At 35.9% G+C, this 21160-nt stretch carries 13 protein-coding genes; 1 reads left to right on the top strand and 12 read right to left on the bottom strand.

Annotated features, from left to right (window positions below; translation table 11 throughout):
- Window positions 1-288: 288 nt before the first annotated feature.
- The 12 genes from PHU20_RS09745 to PHU20_RS09690 form a co-directional block, all read right to left on the bottom strand.
- Window positions 289-1191 carry a TlpA family protein disulfide reductase gene (locus PHU20_RS09745; protein ID WP_274825166.1) on the bottom strand — a complete coding sequence of 301 codons (903 nt, stop codon included), beginning with the start codon at window positions 1189-1191 and terminating at the stop codon, window positions 289-291.
- A gap of 149 nt (window positions 1192-1340) precedes the next feature.
- The gene (locus PHU20_RS09740; protein WP_274825165.1) at window positions 1341-2063 is read right to left on the bottom strand and encodes a hypothetical protein; all 723 of its coding nucleotides are present in this window, start codon (window positions 2061-2063) and stop codon (window positions 1341-1343) included.
- Window positions 2064-2218: 155 nt separating this feature from the next.
- On the bottom strand, window positions 2219-2608 hold the full coding sequence (locus PHU20_RS09735) for a nuclear transport factor 2 family protein (RefSeq protein ID WP_274825164.1): 390 nt from the start codon (window positions 2606-2608) through the stop codon (window positions 2219-2221).
- 68 nt (window positions 2609-2676) lie between these two features.
- Window positions 2677-3567: an MBL fold metallo-hydrolase gene (locus PHU20_RS09730; RefSeq protein ID WP_274825163.1), complete on the bottom strand. Its 891-nt coding sequence runs from the start codon at window positions 3565-3567 to the stop codon at window positions 2677-2679.
- Between the two features lie 89 nt (window positions 3568-3656).
- On the bottom strand, window positions 3657-4235 hold the full coding sequence (locus PHU20_RS09725) for a Crp/Fnr family transcriptional regulator (RefSeq protein ID WP_274825162.1): 579 nt from the start codon (window positions 4233-4235) through the stop codon (window positions 3657-3659).
- A 198-nt stretch (window positions 4236-4433) separates the two neighbouring features.
- The gene (locus PHU20_RS09720) at window positions 4434-4829 is read right to left on the bottom strand and encodes a VOC family protein (RefSeq protein WP_274825161.1); all 396 of its coding nucleotides are present in this window, start codon (window positions 4827-4829) and stop codon (window positions 4434-4436) included.
- 248 nt (window positions 4830-5077) lie between these two features.
- Window positions 5078-7744: a restriction endonuclease gene (locus PHU20_RS09715; protein WP_274825160.1), complete on the bottom strand. Its 2667-nt coding sequence runs from the start codon at window positions 7742-7744 to the stop codon at window positions 5078-5080.
- Window positions 7741-8412, bottom strand: a complete 672-nt coding sequence (locus tag PHU20_RS09710) for a DUF4276 family protein (protein WP_274825159.1) — start codon at window positions 8410-8412, stop codon at window positions 7741-7743. Before PHU20_RS09710 ends, PHU20_RS09715 begins: the two co-directional genes overlap by 4 nt.
- Window positions 8409-9479, bottom strand: coding sequence for an AAA family ATPase (locus PHU20_RS09705; RefSeq protein WP_274825158.1), 1071 nt, complete (start codon window positions 9477-9479; stop codon window positions 8409-8411). The genes PHU20_RS09710 and PHU20_RS09705 overlap by 4 nt, the downstream gene beginning before the upstream one ends.
- Before the next feature lie 2 nt (window positions 9480-9481).
- Entirely contained in the window at window positions 9482-11527 is a 2046-nt protein-coding gene (locus PHU20_RS09700) for a site-specific DNA-methyltransferase (protein ID WP_274825157.1), read from the bottom strand.
- A 5-nt stretch (window positions 11528-11532) separates the two neighbouring features.
- The gene (locus PHU20_RS09695) at window positions 11533-11730 is read right to left on the bottom strand and encodes a helix-turn-helix domain-containing protein (RefSeq protein WP_274825156.1); all 198 of its coding nucleotides are present in this window, start codon (window positions 11728-11730) and stop codon (window positions 11533-11535) included.
- 219 nt (window positions 11731-11949) lie between these two features.
- On the bottom strand, window positions 11950-12561 hold the full coding sequence (locus tag PHU20_RS09690) for a recombinase family protein (protein WP_274825155.1): 612 nt from the start codon (window positions 12559-12561) through the stop codon (window positions 11950-11952).
- A 619-nt stretch (window positions 12562-13180) separates the two neighbouring features.
- Between PHU20_RS09690 and PHU20_RS09685 the strand changes: the two genes are divergently transcribed.
- Entirely contained in the window at window positions 13181-21115 is a 7935-nt protein-coding gene (locus PHU20_RS09685) for a SpvB/TcaC N-terminal domain-containing protein (protein WP_274825154.1), read from the top strand.
- Window positions 21116-21160: the final 45 nt, after the last annotated feature.

Here is a 21160-nt window from a genome sequence, read left to right as displayed (position 1 = left end):
ATTTTGGTTTCAAATGCAACTTAAAAAGTGTAAACGATGTTTCTATAACTCTGTAAAGGATGTTTGTATATCGTACCTAATTGTAGCTAACGGTCTCGGCTATGAACAGTACGGGAGCAAATAAGCGATTACTTACCGCCACTCACATAGCAAAATCTTTTTGTTTTGTTTTTTCTTTTCTTGTTTAAAGCAAAATCCCAAAGATTTTGCGGACTTCATAAAAATACACAAACCTTTCGATTAAGCTCGAAGCCCGTATTGTTTATAGGTTGTGTTAGCAATAGTTTTTTAGTTTCTAATATGCAATTCAGTCAGATGTTGGTCAATTTCTTGCCAGACAAATTCATTTCCTCCTTCTTTGTACAAAGTGATAGTATTTGTACTATCTATTACAATGTTTTTAGGGTATGAATTCCCAAATATTATTCTCGAATTTTCAGAAACAAATGTTGTATTATAATTGAACTCATTGTTTATTAAAAAATTGGAGACTCTTTCTTTAGAGTCATCGGTAATTGAAATAAATCTCACATTTTTATCAGCGTACTTATTGACTAATTTATTTAATCCTGGAATTTCTTTTCTACAAGGTACACACCATACAGCCCACCAATTTATAACTATTGTTTGTTCGTTGAAATTATCTAAATCTAATTTCTCGCCATTAATATCTGTAAGTTCAATTGAAGGGAATATTTTTCCTTTTGCAAGAGGTTTGTCGATTGTTAGAACTTTCAGCGAGTCAGTTAAGGTGTTTTGATTAATCCAAGAATATGTAATTCGATTGCTAATTGTATCTAATTCTTTAATTCTTAGGGATACTCTATTTTTAGAACTGTTAAATTGCAAATCAATATCATTTTCTTTTTCATTTTCTGAATTCCTCTTGAAGTCAACCGTACTGAATTGTTTAATTTTGTTATTTGCAGATAGTGCAATCCAATTTCCGTTTTGTTTTCCTTGTTTGAGACTTCCGAAATAAATATCAATTGAGTCGTTTTTAGATTCTAAAATAGAATGACTTAAGATTTTAAAAGGTAAATCTTTTTCAAGTGGTTTTAATATTTCAGGAAAACCGTTCTCTAATTCGGTGGTTTTAAATAAATCCTTGTTTTCTTTTTGACATCCGTTCAATATTGTTGCAATGAAAATCAAAATAAGTAATTTTTCTATTTTTACTTGAGTACGCATTTTCTTGGTTTAAATTATTGCTAACGTGTTTGTATATGGTTTGTTGCGTGGTTTAGCACGTAATTTAGCAAATAAAAACCGAATAGAAAATCCGCGAGGATTTTCGTAAGTAGGCTAGAACTAGCAATAAATTATATACGGTGTTGGCATTAGTTTTTTATTCTTTTCTTTAATAGTTCGATTTCAAATTCCGAGTTAATTCCTTTTTTGAAATGTCCATTTAACCAAAGTTCAGCTGACTTTAAATCACCTTTTTGTTTATACAAAAAAGCCAGTATATATTCAGATGAGATTATTCTCCGTCCGATTTCAAATGCAGGATTTTTTACATCATAAAGAAGGCCATTAATATTTTCTTCCAAAGTTGATTTTCCTTCGAACCAACTTTTAATTTTCGGTAAGTTATTAAAAAGTACTCGTTCTAAACTATCTCGGAATTTTTGCTCATTAATCGAACTTATTCGGTCGGGATTAATTGGCTTGTTTTTCTCAAAACTTTCTTGCCAGCCTTCTAAACGTTTGAAATAAATGATTTTTGTTGATTTGTCTGTTCGGTGATTTACAAGTTTTTTTCCAGAAATTGTAGGAACGCAATCAAAGCAATTACCAAAAGAAAAAGAGCCTCCGAATCCTTTAAAAACATTGTATTCAACTACGTGTTTTATTCCCTCATTGTTGAAGTCGCTAAACCAAATGTATTTTCCATTCCAGTTTTTAAGTCCGATTCTGGATAACCTTGGTGAGACTACTTCTTGAAAAATTTCCAGTCTTTTGTCCAGAAGAACTTCATCCAAATTTTCAACATCATCATAGAACTCATCTATGGCTTTTTGTCTGTCGATTATGTTCTTTATTTTGTCAAAAATGTTCATTCTTCAAATTAATGCCAACGTTTATGTGTATGGAAAGTTGCGTGCTTGTGTGCGAGGATTTTCCGAAGGAAAATCAGATGCAGGCAAGCAAAGCAACTAACATTGGTTTAGTATAAAACTAGCAATTTTTTATACACGGTGTTGGGCGTAGTGTTTTAACGTATTGCTTCGTCAACCGATTTACTATCCACAAACTGCTCAAAACTGATAATCTTGCCATTGTTCAGTTTCCATATATGGGCAACTCTTGCTTCAAAATACTTGTTGGTTTTTTTATATGTACCCGAATAGGTGCCATAAGCAACTACTTTGTCTTCATTTGCAATATAATCTTCGGGTGTAAATTTATAATCAATCCACTCGCTACCTAAACGCTGAAAAACATTTTTGGTAACACTTTCTAAGCCAATATAAGTTCCAGCATACGGAAAACCTTTAGCTTCTGTCCAACTAATATTTTCGGCTACATGTTTGGCTAAGTTTTTACCGTTTTCTTCTGAAGTTCTACCTTCATATGTACTTTTTACGATTTCTAAATTTGTCATTGCTTCCTGTTTAAACGAACAACTTGACATTACTAAAAGCAATGTCAAGTTGATGATTATTATTAACCTTACCATTTCATTTCTCCTGTATTCACTTTTGCTCCTAGCACTAAAGCTGTTTCAAAAGTTAAATTTGGATATTCTGATTTTATTGTTGCTATTAACGCTTCAGAAGTTGTGTTACTTTTTAAAGCTTCTTCATAAAATTTAATGTAATTCTTCGTGTGGTTTACAGCATCAATAGTGAATTCTGAATTTGTATTTGCGTGTGCCGGAATTACTATTTCAGGTTTTAAATCACTGATGCTATTTAAGATTGATACCCAGTTATTGCGTACTTCTGTTGTTTGTGCATCTGCCATCCATACATTAAATGTTGTACCAAAAACATTAATACCTCCTAAAGCTGTTTTAATTGATGGAATCCATACAAAAGTTCTTTTTGGGAAATCTTCTAATCCAATGATTTCTAATTTTTCACCTTCTAACTCAATAGAATTTCCTTTTAGAACTTGCGGTAAAATAACGTTCGATGTAATTTTATCACCTAATCTTTCGCCCCAAACTTCCAATTTCTTTTGGGCTGTTGCTTTTATATGTTCTACTGTTGCAGGCGTTGAATAAGCTGTAACCTCTGGGAAATATTTTTTGAATACTTCTAATCCGAAATAGAAATCAGGATCACCGTGAGACATATAAATAGTTGTTAAAGTTTTACCTGAGTTTTTAATTTGTTGGGCTACTTGTTCAGCCTCTGCCAATGTAAATTGTGCATCTATTAATACGGCATCGTTTTTTCCTGAGATAATTACAGATGCCACACCAAAACTATTTTCGGATGCGTTGTAAATTTGAAGTTTAAATTTGCTTGTTTCTATTGTTTTAAAACTTTGTTCTTGTGCATTCATTTTGAATAAAATTAAAATTGTAAATAATGTTGTTGAAATAATCGATTTCATTTTTTGTCCTGTTTTTAATGATGGTACAAAGATGCAATGATTACCCACTTCAAAACATTGAACAAGTTCAATAAATGAATTTATAGCTATTATTTACTAGCAATTTTTCGTCTTATTTTACTCAAAAACTCATGACTTATGCCCAAGTAAGCGGCAATCTGCACGTTGGTTAATCGTTGAAAGAGTGTAGGATATTTTTGAATAAAGTCTATATAACGTTGGTCTGCTGTTTTACTTAAATTATCTATGATTCTTCGCTGTAAGGCGATATGTGTTTTTTGAGTCATGACTCTAAACAGTTTTTCTATCTTAGGGATATTGATATAGGCAAATTCTTTATCCTTTTTTGAGATGAGCAATACTTCACTATCCTCTAACGATTGTATATAAAGTTGTGATGGTGTCTCATTGGTAAAACTGTCGATATCGGTTATCCACCAATTTTCCTGTGCAAAATAGAGTACTTGTTCAAAGCCATTACTGTCTATGTGATATACTCTAAAAAGTCCTTTTGTAACAAAGCCCTCAAACTTGCAAATTTCACCTTCTTGCATAAGGAAATGTTTTTTTATAACTTCTTTTTGGTTAAATAAGCTGCAAAAACTTTCTAGCTCTTTTTTGGAAAGCGTAATATGGTTTAAAATATTTTGTATTAATAACTCTGTCATATTCGGAGGATTTTTACATTACGCCCAACTTGTTTATATAGCTGTAAAATACATCTTTATACGACCATATTGGTATAAAACCGATGTAAACGTGCATTTTTTATTTTAAAGCTAAATATCATCAATAGGCATCCTTTATTTAAACTTTTATGAACTGGACTAAGGCTTTTCATAGGACACGTTGTTGGCTGTAGTGTTTTATGACTGCTCTAAGAGTTGGATATTATTTCCGCAGGTATCGTTAAATACTGCATATTTCCAGGTTCCCATTGTAGAGGGTTTTACACTAAATTCTACTCCAAGTTTTGTTAGTCGTTCATATTCTGCATCAACACTTTTAACATCAAATTGAGTGTATGGCATTCCAGCTTCCATCAATGCTTCCTGATAGACTTTACACGGCTCAAAATGATTTGGTCCTGGTTCTAACAATAATTCTGGCCCATCTTGCCATTCTTTTGAAACTAAGGTCAACCATCTATTTCCACCACCTAGAGGTTCGTCTTTCTTTTTGATAAAACCCAATTTCTCCGTATAAAATTTCAAGGCTTTTTCTTGGTCTCGAACAGGAATGCTAATTAGTGTTACTTTCATTTGGTGAGATTTTTATATTACTGCCAACGGTTAGTATATGAAAAGTAGGTGATTTATAAGCACGAAACTTTCACTTAAGTATAAAGTGTGATAAGAGCCAAAACCTTTGAACTTATTACTAACTCGCCTATTTTTTATAGCATCGATGAAAAAGCAGTAAGTCGAGTATCCTTTATTTGAACTTTCCTCTAAGTTGTTATTTAATTCTAATCAATTGTAGAAAACGGGAAAGGCTATAAAGTTTTAGCTTATTCAATCAATTGTCCTACTTTATTCACTACTTTATATTCTAATTCTTCAAATTCATTAAAGTGTGCTTTTCCGCATTTGATTTTCAATTGTTCATCTGGACTTAATTTTTTCACATCTACAATAGGTGTTCCGGTGTCCTTAGTTTCTGTAACAAAATAGATTTTCTTATCGTCTTCAAATACCAAAGCCCAATCTGGATTGTAATTACCGATTGGCGTTGGAATTTTAAACCAATTCGGAAGTTTGAAATAGAACTTGATTTGCTCGCTTGACTCACAGTCCTGAGCAAACATGCTTTCAACTCCTGAATCTAAAGGCACAAATTCCTCATAAATGGTTTTGGAAGTATCAGTGACTTTGAATGAAAAGTCGTTTAAATAGACCTCTAATTCTTGTGCTTCAAACAAAGTCATTTCATATTCAGCTCCTCCAATTTTGTGGTATTTAATTCCGTCAATCATTAAATCGTACAAAGTCCGTTTTATGGCTTGGGTTGTTAAGTCCAAAAACAGTTGTGGGTTAATTAAAATATCTCCAATTCTGTCGGATTTACTTAATATCTCTTGAATGGTCGAACGAGTTAATTCTGTCTTGCTTTGTATGTAACCTAAAACGTCTGGAATTTTCCAAGAGTAGCTATCATAAGATTCAACTTTATCTCCTGCATACATTGTTTCAACTCCTTCGTCTGTCATATTGATATTGACTTTCGTTGAACGAATGGAAGGTGCTTTAATCTCTGGTAAATCTTTGACTGCTTTTGAAGCCAAAGTGATTAACTCATTTGTTTTGTAGTCAACTCGATAGGTCGTTTTCTTTTTTAGGTTTTCCCATATTTCCAAGAATTTCGGGTCGGCTTCAAATCCTTTTCGGTATTTGATTGCTGTTCGTTCTCGCTTGTTTTTAATTCTGCCTTTAAACTCAACTCCGCAATCGTCCTCAATCTCTTTTTGTAAGGTTTTGGCAAAATTGTCATACGATTCATTGGCGATTACTGTCAAGCGGTTAATGTTTGGGTCATAGGTTCTTTCTAACTTTCCGTCTTCCGTTTTCTTAACTGCCAATCGTAAACCTCTTCCAATTTCCTGACGTTTTTTAATGTCTGATTTCGTCTCGTTCAACGTACAAATCTGAAATACATTAGGATTGTCCCAACCTTCACGAAGTGCCGAATGTGAGAATATGAAACGAAGTGAATTATCAATATCCAACAACTTTTCTTTGTCTTTCATTATCAGACTGTAAGTGTCGTCATCTGCTTTTGTTTCGCCCGAAGTGTCTTTGAATTTCCCTTTTCTGTCTTGTGAGAAATAACCATTGTGAACTTCATTAACTGGGAACCTATCGAGTTCTTTAAATGCTGGTTTTGAAACGTACTCTTGGTAAATTTCTTCAAACCATTCTGCAAATTTTCCTTTGTTTGGGTTTCCTGCCGAATCGTAATAACGATAATTGGCAACCTTGTCAATGAAGAAAAGAGAAAGCACTTTTATTCCTAATTTGTTTAAGCGTTTTTCTTTCTTTAAATGTTCTTCAACCGTTTTGCGAATTTGAAATTTCATTACTTCGTCATTCAATCCGCCTTGGCTATCTCCTTTGTATAAGATATTGCCATTTGAAATTGAAATACAGTTATTGGTTACGTCTATTTCTTCAATAATATATCCATCTGAATAAATTTCTCGCTCGTTAGAGATTTTATACAAATCGTCTCCAACTTTTACGGAAACCGATTTCTTTTTCACGCCTCCTTTGTCGTTTATATTTATTGAAACCTTTGCTGTAACTTTTGTCTTAGTTGCTTTTATAGAATCTACTTGTACAAAAGCATCATTGAATGCATTTTCTTCCACAATGGAATCTACTTCAATCTGTTTTACCAATCCTAAATCGTATGCTTTTACAGGACTTAAACTGTAAGTAAGGTTGTATTGATTCCTATGCGTTGCCGAGTAACGAAGCGTACAAAGTCCATTCAAATTTTCAATAGCCGAAATACGCTTTTCAGTTTCCATATTTTGTGGCTCGTCCACAATAACAATTGGATTTACAGACTGAATAAATTCAATGGGTTTTCGGCCATTGGCTCTGTAATGTGGTTGGTTGATAATATTTTGGTCTTTGGCAAACGAATCAATATTGATGACCAAAACTTCAATGTTGTTGTTGGTGGCAAAACCTCTCAAGGTTGAAGGATTTGAACTATTATAAACCTGAAAATTAAGCGGAATATTGTCGTATAAGTTTTGGAAATGTTCGTGCGTGATTTCCAAGTTTTTTAAAACACCTTCTCGAATAGCTACAGACGGAACAACAATGACAAACTTTTTAAAACCATAGGCTTTATTTAATTCGTAAATGCTTCTTAAATACACATAGGTTTTTCCTGTTCCTGTTTCCATTTCAACAGAAAAGTGCATACCATCTAAATCTTCGCTTTGCTCAATCTCGTTTTGTTCTTGAACCGATTGCAGATTTTTGAGGATTTGTTCTTCTGATAGAATTAAGTTATTGCCAACACCATTGATAAGGTCTAAAGTACCTTCTTCTTTTAGGTTAAACTCCATAATAGAATCTTCCAATGGTTGTCCTTCAAACAAGTCGGTTATGGACTTTATGGCGTCTTGCTGATATTGTAGGTTAGAATCAAACGTTAACTTCATTCCTTCACTTTTTCAATTAATGTTTCTACCCATTTTCTGAATCTTGGGCATTTTGCTAATACCACATCAATACCTGTTTCCTCAATTATCATTATCCCATCATTTACCTTATTGTAACCTCTAATTAATTGGTTGTTTTTAAGGCGTTTTGAAGGTGCTGTTTGAGGACTATCGTTTATATCTTCTGGATTTGGGTAAGTAGCTATAACCTGTTCAATTTCATTGAATTTAGCATCGTATTCTGAATATAAAGCTCTAATGGAATCTATTGAAGAAAAAACTAAGGCTTCGAATTCGTGAAGCTGTATGTATGGTAATAAATTTGGAAAAGAACTACCTTTTTCGTTTTCTACATCTTCAATAATAGATTTTTCTAAAAATGATAAGCGTTCACCTTTATTTGCGATTTTCAAAGCATCGTCATATTTTGGAAAATCTTTAGGCAAGGCATAAAAATCAATTAATGTGGAAACCAATACATTGTTTTCATAGACACAATTAATCAAATCGGTTTTTAAATGTTGATACTTCGTTAAACCTCCTTTTGTATGTTTAATTTTAAAACACTCTACACTCAGCAAACCTTTTGAATATAAGTAAGGACTTAAAACCTTGTCGATAAATTCTTTTTCAGTATCACCTTCTACTACAATTAATAATCTTTTCATAGTGGCTGTCCTTTAATGATACTTTTTGTCCATAATTCGCCAATAGAATAGTCTTCTATCCAATTACTTAAGCCATCTGTATCTAATCTTCTGAAAACAGATTGGTTATCTTCCTTATCAACTGTAATAATGTCTTCTGCTTCAAAATTATTTAGTAATGATACTGATTGAGTAGAAACAATAATTTGACAGTCTTTTGCAGCAGCAGATTTTATTAAACCTGAAAGTTTATTAATTGCTGTTGGATGTAAACCTAATTCAGGTTCATCAATTATGATAACCTTAGGTAATTTAGGTTGCATCAATAATGTAACCAATGCTATATAACGCAAACTACCATCAGACAAGTGATTAGCATTAAAATAAGTTTCAGGATGCTCTTTTTCCGTCCATTCTAAAAGAATTTTTTCTTCATCTAAAAAAGCAGGTGAAAGATTAAACCTATCAAAAAAGGGAACAACCGATTGAATGGTTTTTTCAATACGTTTAAAATTCAATGGGTGCTTTTCTTGCAAATAATAGAGGTAAGCTGGCAGATTACCACCATCTTCTTTTAGAATTCTGTTATCGTTTGTGTTGGCTTTAGTTCGTAAAGGTGCAGAACTACTAGTGTCGTGAAAATGGTAAATTTTATAGCTCTCAAGGTGTTCGCTTAGGTATTTGTTTCTTTGAGTTGATGAACCTTTTATCTGACTTTCTTTTACATTTTCATCATAGAAAGTCCTGCTGTATCTTGTTGGGTAGTTTAATAAACTATCTTCTCTCCCAATAAAAAAAGCACCTTCATCAGTTGGTAATAAATTAAATTCATATGCATTATTGCCAAAATCTAAATAGCCCTTAATTTCATTAGTGTTTTTTCTGCCATAATGTAGCAGGTTATCTACACCACTTTTCAATGAGTATTGTTGAAGTCTCTGTTCGTAGATGTAATTTACCAATTTGAAAAAAGAAATGAAATTGGATTTTCCAACGCCATTTGAACCTATCAAAATGTTTATTGGACTTAGTTTTAAATCCATTTTTTTGATAGACTTATATCCTTCTATTTTTATATTTTGAAGCATAGCTATATCGTTTTAAATTCTATACCTGCATCTTTCATTTGTAAAGAAGCATTGGTTTTTAGTTGGTCATTACCTTTAAACAGCTTGTCTAAGGCGATAACCTTTTGTGGTTTGCTCGCAATAACTAAATCAATGATTTCTTGATTGGCTTTTTCCAAAATCAAAATGAGTTCCGTTTCATTGATTGCATAAAAACCGTCTTTTGCTTCAATGGTGCTGTTTAAATCTTTACCACTTTTTAGCAAGAGTTCGTACACCATATTTTCGGTAGTGGCGTTTTTGGCAACTGGGTCAACAAAGAGTTTCATTTGCTCTTCTAACGCCTGTTTGTCTTTGCCTGTAATTTGTTGCCATTGTTTAAAGTTGCTATCAGAGAGTTTCAAGACCTTGAAGCCTAAATCTTGATTATTTAATTCTTCAATTTTGGTTTTCAGACTTTCAATTTCAGCTTTTGTTTCTTCTGTAGGTAGTTCGCTTTCCAATTTCTTGATTATAGCTGTTAAATCATCAATCTGGTATTTTAGTTCTCGCTCTATCTTTTTACTTGCACGTCTAATGCGTTCTTTGGCAATATCGGCTATGGTTTTGTAACCTGCTTTAAAGGCTCTTGAGTCCTCTTCAATAGATTCAGGTAGTTGCACCACAATATAGTTGCATTGGAATTTTTGGTCAAAAGAGTATTCTAAAAGTGCTTCGGCAGTTGAACCTGAACCACCAAAAAAATCCAGAATTATATCGTTGTCTCGTACAACTAAGTTTATTAACGATTTGATTACATTAAAGTCTTTAGGAAAATCGAAAACCTTTTCCCCCATTAGAGTCTTTAACAAACCACTTGCTGCTCTTCGGTCTTTATAGAATACACTACTAAATGCTTGTAATTCATTCTCTTTCAAGTACACTTTTCCGTTAGGCACCGTATTCTCATCTTTACCAAAATGAACCCTATTAAGTTCTATTTCACGTTTCATCCTTGTTTCTTCCCATCTCCATCCGCGAGAAGGAATTGTGACAGGCTTTTTGGTGATAGGGTGAATGACCTCATATCTTGGTCTATTTTTTCTCCCATCATCAGGACCTGATAAATCACTAGCAAAGTAAACTCCTTGGTTGTCTGCATAACGATAATGTTTGTGTTTCTTCGCGGAATCAGTCTCTTTAAGAGAATTAAACCAAGACTGAAGCTCTTTATTTACTTCTTCAAAATCTTCTCCATATTTTTCAATTAGTTTGTCATATACTTTGTATATTTTATCTATGCCATCCTTACGCTCACGCCATATCGTTTCATCTTCACTATCGACTTCTGCACTTTTAGTATAGATTAATATATACTCGTGTCCAACACTTATTTTCTTCGAATCATTCTTCCTACCACCATCCCATACTAAAGAAGAAACAAAATTCTCCTCACCAAAAATCTCATTCATCAAAAGCCGAAGGTTATGTACTTCATTGTCGTCAATAGATACGAAAATGACCCCATCTTGCTTTAGCAAATTCTTAGCTAAATACAAACGAGGCATCATCATATTGAGCCAATTGCTGTGGTATTGTCCGTTTTCTTTGCTATTCTTCTTGAAAATTCCGTCTTTGGTCATATAGCCGTCTTCGTCCTTATCTCCAACTCTTTTTTCGTATTCTTCTTTGGTTTCGGAGAATTTGTCAGGATAAATAAACGAGTCGTTTCCGGTGTTGTAAGGTGGGTCTATATAAATCATTTTCACTTTACCGAAGTAGCTTTTTTGAAGCACTTTTAATACTTCCAAGTTTTCGCCCTCAATAAAAATATGTTCGGTTTCGTCAAAGTTTACGCTTTCGTCTTTGGCAGGTACAAGTGTTTTGGTAGTTGGTGCTTGCAATACTTTAAAGGCTTCACTTTTTCCGGCCCAATTCAGCACGTAGCGTTCATTAGAGAAGTTAATATCTTCTCCAAACGTAGCTTTTAGTTTTTCCCAATCAACTTTGCCTTCGGCAAATACCTCAGGTAACACTTGTTTTAAAGCGTTTAGTTTTTCCTGTTCTGGTGTTAGACTTGCTCCGTCCATATATCTTATAATTCTTTTCTGTCCGTTAGTAATTCCTTGGCTTCCACATTCAAGATTTCCGCAATCTTGTATAAGTCCTCCAAACTTGGTTGTCGTCTGTTTTGAGCATAAGAGTTTACCATATTGTAGCTCTTTCCTAGTTGTTCAGACAACCACTTTTGTTTAATTCCCTTTTCTTCTAAAACCTCTTTTATTCGGTTCATTTTTGAATTATTTAATTGACTTGCTGTCATTCATTTTTCAATGATCAAATCGAACTTACGTTTCAGTCCACTAAAATAAGAGTATTTATTTAACATCTCACTAAATGAGCATTAAAATCACTATTCAGTTTGGGTAGCGGTGGGGAAGTGAAACTTCTTTCAAATTTATAACAGAGACATAATAAATTATTAGAATAAATAATGCAAAAGCGATAGTGGCTATTTACTCTTGTAGGGTCTTAACTTTCCGTCAAGTCCTCTATACCTCAAATATTTATAGTAGGTGGCCCTTGAGATTCCAAGCTGTCCGCATATCTCTGAAACTGTTAGTACTCCATCATTGAAATACTGTTCACAAAGTACTGCTTTTTGTTGGTTTTTTATACTGATTCCTTTGGGTGCCCCCAGTATTTTACCCCTTCTTTTTGCAGATTCAAGACCTGCCTTTGTACGTTCGATTATAATATCCCTTTCCAGTTGGGCAAGGGCAGCGAACATGTTCACGATGAACTTGGAATGGGAAGATGTATCGGTAGTGTCCAGAAAGGGTTCGGTAATACTTTTAAACTTAACACCCTTCTCATTTAATTGGTTTATAAAATTAGTGAAATGGATAAGGCTTCTGGCCAAGCGGTCCAGTTTCCAAACTACGATGGTGTCACCTTCCCGAACAAAATCCAAAAGCTTGCTCAAATTCTTTCGCTCTTCTTTTGTACTGGAAACCTTATCGGTATAGATGTTCTTTTCTTGAATTCCCTCCTTTAAAAAGGCATCCAATTGTAAATCTAGATTTTGTTCTGTTGTACTTACCCTTGCGTATCCGAAAACCATAGTCAAAAGTTTAAATAAAGGTAAAGAATTAAACTAATTAATTTACACGCTGAATTAAACTTTATTATTGGGGTGATTTTGAATCTTTCAAAAGTTCAATAAAACGGTGGTTTAATTGAAAACAGAAATGACAAACTAAGACACAAAGCTTTTACAAAAGCAACCGTTTATACGTAAAACCTTACATATCATACATTTATACTTTATATACAGTAATCTTTTTCATAGATTTCTTTTAAGTAATTGAATAAAAAACAATCTATCTTCATGACATTTATCCCCTATTTCATGTTGGATAATAATATTATAAAATAAAAACTTAGTACCTCGTATTTAGTATTTAAGTTCAAAAATATCATTGAGATTTTGATTTTGTTACTTATGGTAAGATGTGCAAATCTAAATCGAATAATAGACCAGCCTATATTCATTATTGGAGGTAATATTGATAGTGCAGAAAAGAATTTTAGCTAGGAATTTAAGGCTTTTCCATCAGCTTTTTCCAATCCATCTGCAAACTTTACTGCTATTGTAAATACTTTGAGTCTTTCAGCTGCCTATAAAAGTGTGTCCGGCTTAACAGCAGATCATGAAATCGATTTAATTTAAAAAAGATTTAATGAAGAATGAAATTAAAAATACTGGAAATGTTTCAGATGAAAGATACACACAAAGTATTGCGTCTCTAACAAAAGAAGAAAAGTCAGAATCAAACGCCATCGAAATTCCATCAATTTCACTTCCAAAAGGTGGTGGCGCACTTAAGGGTATTGACGAGAAATTCAAGGTAAACCCATCTAATGGAACAAGTGGTCTTAACATACCTTTACCTCTCACGCCAGGAAGAAATGGATTCTCACCTTCTCTCTCTCTTAGTTATAATTCTGGAAGTGGCAACAGTCATTTTGGTTTAGGTTGGTCCCTAAACGTATCTTCAATTCAAAGAAAAACAGATAAAAAATTACCTAGATATGAAGGTGGTTCTGAAGAGGACATTTTCATGTTCACTGGGACTGAAGATCTAGTACCCTATTTAAATAAAGATAATTCCGGTAATTATACGCATTCCGAAAAGACGGTCAATGGTTATGTCATTAAACGTTATCGACCTAGGGTTGAAGGAGGATTCGCTCGAATCGAAAGAATTTTCCACAAGGATCATGGTATATATTGGAAAGTAACTACTCGAGACAATATTGCTACCATTTTTGGTAGAAGCATCCATACAAGAATCTCGAACCCAGATGATACTACACAAATTTTTAAATGGTTGCCAGAGTTTAGTTACGATGATAAAGGGAATTGGATACAATACGTATATAAAAGAGAGGACCTGGCTAATGTGCCAAATATTTTGCATGAAAAAAATCGGTTAAATGGAATTGCCTCATTTACCAATTCGTATTTAAAAAAGGTGAAATATGGTAATCGAAAGGCTTATTACGCCGACCCTGCCAAACCTTATGATCCACAACCACCAATAGACCAAGAGAATTTCTTTGAATTGGTACTGGATTTTGGCGAGCATGATCCATTAGGACCTACTCCTACTGAATCAGTACAATGGCCTTATCGCCAAGACGCATTTTCTTCCTTTAGGTCTGGTTTTGAGATAAGGACCAATCGTTTGTGTAAGCGTATTTTAATGTTCCATCATTTTAAAGATGAAAAGCAATTTTCTGGAACTACGGAAGAAGAAGACTTTGGTGAAAACTATTTAGTACGTTCCCTAGACATGAATTATGGCCCTTCTTCAATTAATGATACTGGGCAGACCGAAGTGACCTATCTTACTTCCATCACGCAAAGTGGATATGTACGTAAACCGAATGGAACCTATTCCAAAAAGTCACTACCACCAATGGAGTTTAGGTATGAGAAGCTCAATTGGAACAATACCATTAAGACCATTAGTGAAGACAATATTATGAATGCCCCTCTAGGATTGACCAATAATTATCAGTTGGTAGATCTTTACGGAGAGGGTATTTCGGGTATTCTGAAAGAGGAAGGGAACGCATGGTATTACAAAAGCAATTTAGGGGTTTCTGATGAAAATGGCGAATTAGAATTTACTAGAGCTAATAAGGTCATATCGAAACCTTCGTTCTCAGGTTTGTCCAATGGAATACTGAGCCTTCAGGATCTAGAAGCAAACGGAGAGAAACAAGTAGTTATAAAAAGTTCAGGGATACAAGGTTTTTTCGAGTTGAATGAGGACAATGACTGGAAACCATTTCAATCGTTTAAACAAGTTCCTAATATCAATTTACAAGAACCACACGCTCGATTAATAGATTTAAATGGTGATGGTCAACCAGAGATAGTAGTTACAGAAGAAAATGCCTTTATATGGTATGCATCCAATGGTAAAAAAGGACACCTGCCAGCGGAGTCCTCAAAGAAGTCCTTCGATGAGGAAAAAGGGCCCGCAATAGTCTTTGCCGATCAGGAGCAATCCATTTTTCTTGCGGACATGTCAGGTGACGGGTTGACGGATATTGTGAGAATACGAAATCATGAGATTTGTTATTGGGCAAACAAAGGATACGGAAATTTCAGCGCTAAAATAACCATGAACAATGCACCAAATTTCGATCATCCTGATGCCTTTAATCCGAAATATCTTCATCTTGCTGATGTAAGTGGAACCGGTGCCACTGACATTGTCTATCTCGGCAAAAATGATTTTAAGGCATATCTTAATCTAAGCGGGAATGCCTGGAGTGATGCTCATAGGATAGACCCCTTTTTCCCTATTGACAGCAACAGCCGCCTTTCGGTAGCAGATTTATTGGGAACAGGAACTTCATGTCTGATTTGGTCTTCAGACTTGCCGGATCACACCCAAAGTCCCATGCGATTTATTGACCTAATGGACAGCAAAAAACCTCACGTTTTAACGCACTACAAAAATAATTTTGGCAAAGAAACCACAGTTCAATATAAAAGCTCCACGCACTTCTACCTCAAAGACAAATTAGCAGGAACGCCATGGATCACTAAACTACCTTTTCCGGTACAGGTGGTCAGTAAGACCATTGTAGAAGAAAAAATAACAGACGTTCGGTTTTCAAGTTCTTACAGTTATCATCATGGATATTATGATCATGCTGAACGAGAGTTTAGAGGTTTTGGCAGGGTCGATCAAACCGATTCGGAACATTATCGTGAATGGTCACGAAACAATGCTACCAATTTATTGGAAAAAGACGAAGCATTGTACCAAAAACCCGTTCTGACCAAGACCTGGTATCATGTTGGGGCCTATCAGGACAGAGAACGAATACTTACTCAATTTAAAGAAGAGTATTGGTTTGAGGAATACAATCGACGTTTTCCTTCAAATCCAATAAGTGTCACAGAACCAGAACTTGCAGATGCCCGTCTGTCGGCTGAGGTAATGCAGCTTCCTGGAAATGAATACCGTGAAGCCATCCGTGCCTGTAAAGGAATGGTTCTTAGACAAGAAGTATTTGCTTTGGATGCTTCTGAAAATCCAACAGATGCTGAATTGCAATTACAATTGAAGCCATATACGGTGGCAACTCATAATTGCAATATCCAACTTTTACAGCCTAGACAAACTAATGAACATGGCGTGTTTCTCGTGACTGAAAGTGAGGCCATTACAATACACTATGAGAGAAACATTGCTGACCCAAGAATAGGGCATGTCCTAAATACCAGAATTGATGATCTAGGTAATATTGAAGAATCCGTGTCGGTGGTGTATGGCAGAAAAACCTCGGAAGCCAATAATTATTTCAATGTGCTGACGTCGAATATTACGGATTTTGAATTGGAGGTTCTCAACAGTGATAACACGAAAAAAGCACAAATGCAAAACGCATTTGGAGCAAATCTGGCGAAGACAAAGGATGAACAGATCAAGAATCACTTAATAGTCACCAACAGGACTTTTGCCAAATACAAACCAGCTAGCACTGAATTCAAGGATATCGATTTGCCTCAAACCTATAAGTTACGCCGCGCTTTTGAGACCAAGACTTTCGAGTTAACGGGATCGGCACCTAACACCAGCATCTTTACATTGGATGAGCTCATATCGGATCTAGGTACTGCAGTCGAAATAGAATACCAAGTAAATCCTGGTTCCGGGAAGAAGAAAAGGCTTATCGAACACATTAAGGTTCGATATTTAAGTGATTCATTTGCGCCACTGGCATATGGATTCTTCGACAAACTTGGGCTGCAATACGAGACATATCAACTGGCTTTTACATCTGGTATGCTGGATGAGATCTATCAAAAACCTGATGGAAGTGATCTCATGGTCGATACTGAAAAAGTTGAAGATTTCATAGAATCTAAGGGGAAATACCTCAAAATGGATGGTGCTTATTGGATACGTTCCGGGCAAACTTCATACAAGAATAAAGTCAGTGAAGCATCTTCAAAAGTAAAAGAACGATTTTATTCACCTCTAGCTTTCAAAGATGCTCTCGGCACCGTTACTGAGATAATATATGATAATGAATCCCTTACAGGAACCATTAGGAATAACGATGGATACTATATATTCATCCGCGACACATTGGATGGGTTAAAAAACAAGACTAGGGTCGATACTTTTAACTTTCGCACCATGAGTCCAACCAGATTGATTGATATAAATGGTAATCCTTCATCCGTGGTGCTAGATGAATTGGGCTTGGTAAAAGCTGCTGCGATTGAAGGAAACGGTGTATATGCCGATGCCACTCGTACATCTGTAAATATAAATTCTCCTAAGGATTCCGTGAATGGGATCCTAGAATATACTGAGCAATCCGAAAGAGACCTTATTACACAGTTATATGGTTCTTCAAATCTTTCCAGCACGGATACAACCTCTCTAACGAACATTGGTAACACCTTAATAGGAGAATCCACATCTCGGTTCCTCTTCGATTTTAGGACATTTCAATCCGATGGCATTCCAATTAGTATTATTACAATCAATAGAGAAGAACATTTTGCAGATAACAATAACAGCTTACTCCAGTTCAATTTCACTTATGTCGACGGCCTTGGCAATGTGGTCATGAATAAATCGCAGGCCCAAGGAGGAAAAGCCTTCTACATTGAAGATGGAATACGCAAGGAAAAAAACACAGGAAACGAATTAAGATGGATTGGTAATGGGCGAACGATCTTGAATAATAAAGGAAAACCCGTCAAAAAATACGAGCCCTATTTCAGTGCCAATTTTCTTTTCGAAAATGACTCACAATTGGTTGAGATTGGTGTGAGTCCTTTTAATCATTATGACCCTTTAGGAAGAATCATCAAGATAGACATGCCTAATGGCACTTATATTTCTGTCGATTTTAATTCTTGGAATCAGAGAGTATTCGACAAAAACGATAATATATTGAACAGCGACTGGTATGATCTTCGTACAAATCCAGCTCGTGTAACCGAGTTATCGGCACAAGGCAAGGACGTGACAAAGGAAAAGGAGGCTGCCATTGCGAGTGAAGGCCATGCCAATACACCGAATATAACTGTATTCGACTCCTTGGGCCGCGGTGTTTTAAGCCTTGCCAACAATGGCAGGGATGGCAGTGGAAAAGAGCGTCTCTATAGCACATTCATTGATTTGGATGTTGAAGGAAACGCCAGGTCGGTAATCGATGCGCGTGGTAATGTGGTCATGTCCTATAATTATAACATGTTAGGCCATCGCCTTTCACAGAGCAGTATGGATGCCGGTGTACACTGGAAATTCAATGATGTACTCGGACTCACAATTCATTCCTGGGACCAAAGAGACCATGTTTTTGAAACTGAGTATGATACATTACATCGTCCAACACTTAACACTGTTACGGGAGGTGATGGAGCCAATCCATTAAATCATATAATCGATCGTTTGATCTATGGTGATGAATCAATGCTTGCCAACAGAAGTAATGAAAGTTCACACCAAGTTAAAAACATCCTGGGAAAAGTCGTTGCACATTATGACACAGCTGGTGTAGTATTAAGTCCTGAATTCGATTTTAAGGGAATGCCGATATTCTCTACCCGAAAACTTTATGAGAAATACAAGGAACTTGCCAATTGGACAAATGCCAATTTAAGTAATGAATTAGAATCTGATGATTTCACCTTCAGGTCAAAACATGATGCTTTAGGTCGTATAACCCAACAAATTACCCCTGATGGAAGCATTATTACTCCAGATTACGACCGAACCGGAAAATTAATCAGAGAACATGTGGTTCATTTAGATCCTGCAGTAACTACAGAATATGTGAAGGGCATAGAATACAATGCCAAAGGACAGCGTACCAAGATTATTTATGGAAATGGTGTGTTCACTAAATATTTATACGACCCGCTGACCCATAGGATAGTTCGTTTAGAAAGCAAGCGATTAAATAACGACCCATTACAGGACCTTTATTATACAGCTGATCCTATAGGCAACATCACTCATATCGAAGATAAGAACATACCGACCAGCTTTTTCGATAACAACAAGATAAGTGCTATATCCCACTATACATATGATGCCCTATACAGGATAAACAGTGCAGAAGGCCGCGAAAATGATTCCGCACTATCCTTGGGGAATAACGATAATTGGAATGATGCAGCTTATAAGCATATGCTAAGTGCGGGAGATCCAATGGCCCTAAGAAATTACAACCAATCGTTCGTCTTTGATTGTGTGGGTAACATTTTGCAAATGGATCATAAGGCAACCGGAAATAATTGGAAACGCATCTACGATTATGAAACAACTAACAATCGTTTAAAACGAACAACGGTTGGTAGTCAAAATTATTATTATTCATATCATACCTCTCATGGGTTTATTACGGAGATGCCGCATTTAGATGTTATTAGCTATAACTGTAGTGAAGCAGTTGTAAAATCAATCAGGCAAAAAGTAACGGCAGGAAATGATACTGCCGAAACAACCTATTATCAATATGATGCCAACGGGCAAAGAGTACGAAAAATAACAGAAAACGCGGCATCGTCTGGTACGGCACCTACAAAAAAAGATGAACGTATTTACATTGCTGGTCACGAACTCTATAAAAAGCATAGTGGTACGCATACAGGATTGGAAAGACGTAGCATGAGTTTGCTCGATGGCAATCACCGATTTGTAATGATTGAATCTAGAAACAATGTTAATGACGGCACCTTAAAACAGGTGGTGCGTTACCAATTAGGAAATCATTTGGGTTCTGCTTCATTAGAATTAGATGCAGTTGGCGAAGTAATCAGTTATGAAGAGTACCATCCTTTTGGAACCACGGCCTTTGAGGCTAAGAATGCGGCCATTAAAGCCGTGGCCAAGCGCTATCGTTTTACGGGTATGGAACGCGACAATGAAACCGGACTCTCCTATCATAGGGCTCGCTATTATATCCCCTGGTTAGGCAGATGGTTAAGTAGTGATCCTATTGGCATTGGAGATGGGTTGAATCTTTATCAATATACACTTTCTAGCCCTATAAATAATATAGATTCTAGTGGCACACAAACTACAGGTTACGAAAGATACCTTGAGAGACAATTATCAACTCCTGAAGGGGCGGAAAGAGTAATTGAAGCAAATACATCAATGGCTTCCGCCTTATTAACACCTAGAGTTGTAGGTGGGTTAAAAACGGTAGGAGGAGGCTTAGAAGTTGTCGCAGGTGCCGCGGGAGTGGTCGCCCCAGAACCAGTAACTACCGCAGTAGGAGCTGTCGCTGTTGTTCATGGTGTTGATACTGTTCAGTCAGGTCTTCGTCAATTATGGACCGGTGATAGTACGGACACTATGCTATCGGAAGGACTACAATTGGCTGGAGTGGAACGCAATACAGCTAATCTAGCAGATGCTGGAGTTGGAATTCTTGCATCAGGAGGAACAAGTTTGTTATTAAGAGGTAGTTCAGGCGGGATGTCTGTTGCTGGAAATGCCGATGATATAATTGGATTGGCTGATGATGTTCCTTCAGTAAGTGTCGCATTAAGTTCTAGCACAAACCCAATACGGGTTGCAGGAGTAGAAATACAAGTTGGGCATAATATGGTAGGGGTAAATACAGGTGCAGGAACACAATGGTCACACTTAGTAATAGGAGAAGGTGGCGAAGCCATAGTCCAGACAACGACTCTTGGCAGAGGGTACAGTGTCGCTACTGTTCCTGTTTCAGCAGCAAGAGCGGAGGCCGCGGCGGCAACCGTCACAAGTCAAGTATCAAGAGGATCCGCAGGTGCATATACTGCTTGTTCGACCGATTGTGCCACTTATGCCGCTGAAGTTTTAAGAGCAGGGGGAGTAACAACACCACGATTAACAACTCCATCCGTCAATTTGGTCTCAACGGCATTGCAGACACCAGCGGTTGGTCAAGGGGCAGGAATTCTCGCTACAGGTTTATATGCGGCGGATGCTACTACCACGGCAACAAGTACTAATCCAGCAGACTTCTCAACATTCGAAGCTTATTCTGAAGCGCAAGTTGGTCCTGTAACTGAAGAATTCTTGATGGAAGAATGGTCCAGAGTTCACGGCTGGCAATCAAACGCAGATTAATGTAAAAAGAAATGTGAAACAATCAACATGAAAGATATAACCACA

The sequence above is a fragment of the Maribacter polysaccharolyticus genome (genome assembly GCF_028882255.1).
Taxonomy (GTDB): domain Bacteria; phylum Bacteroidota; class Bacteroidia; order Flavobacteriales; family Flavobacteriaceae; genus Maribacter_A; species Maribacter_A polysaccharolyticus.
The sequence above is the reverse complement of the archived record's forward strand: the minus strand, read 5'-3'. Positions and strand labels throughout refer to the sequence as shown.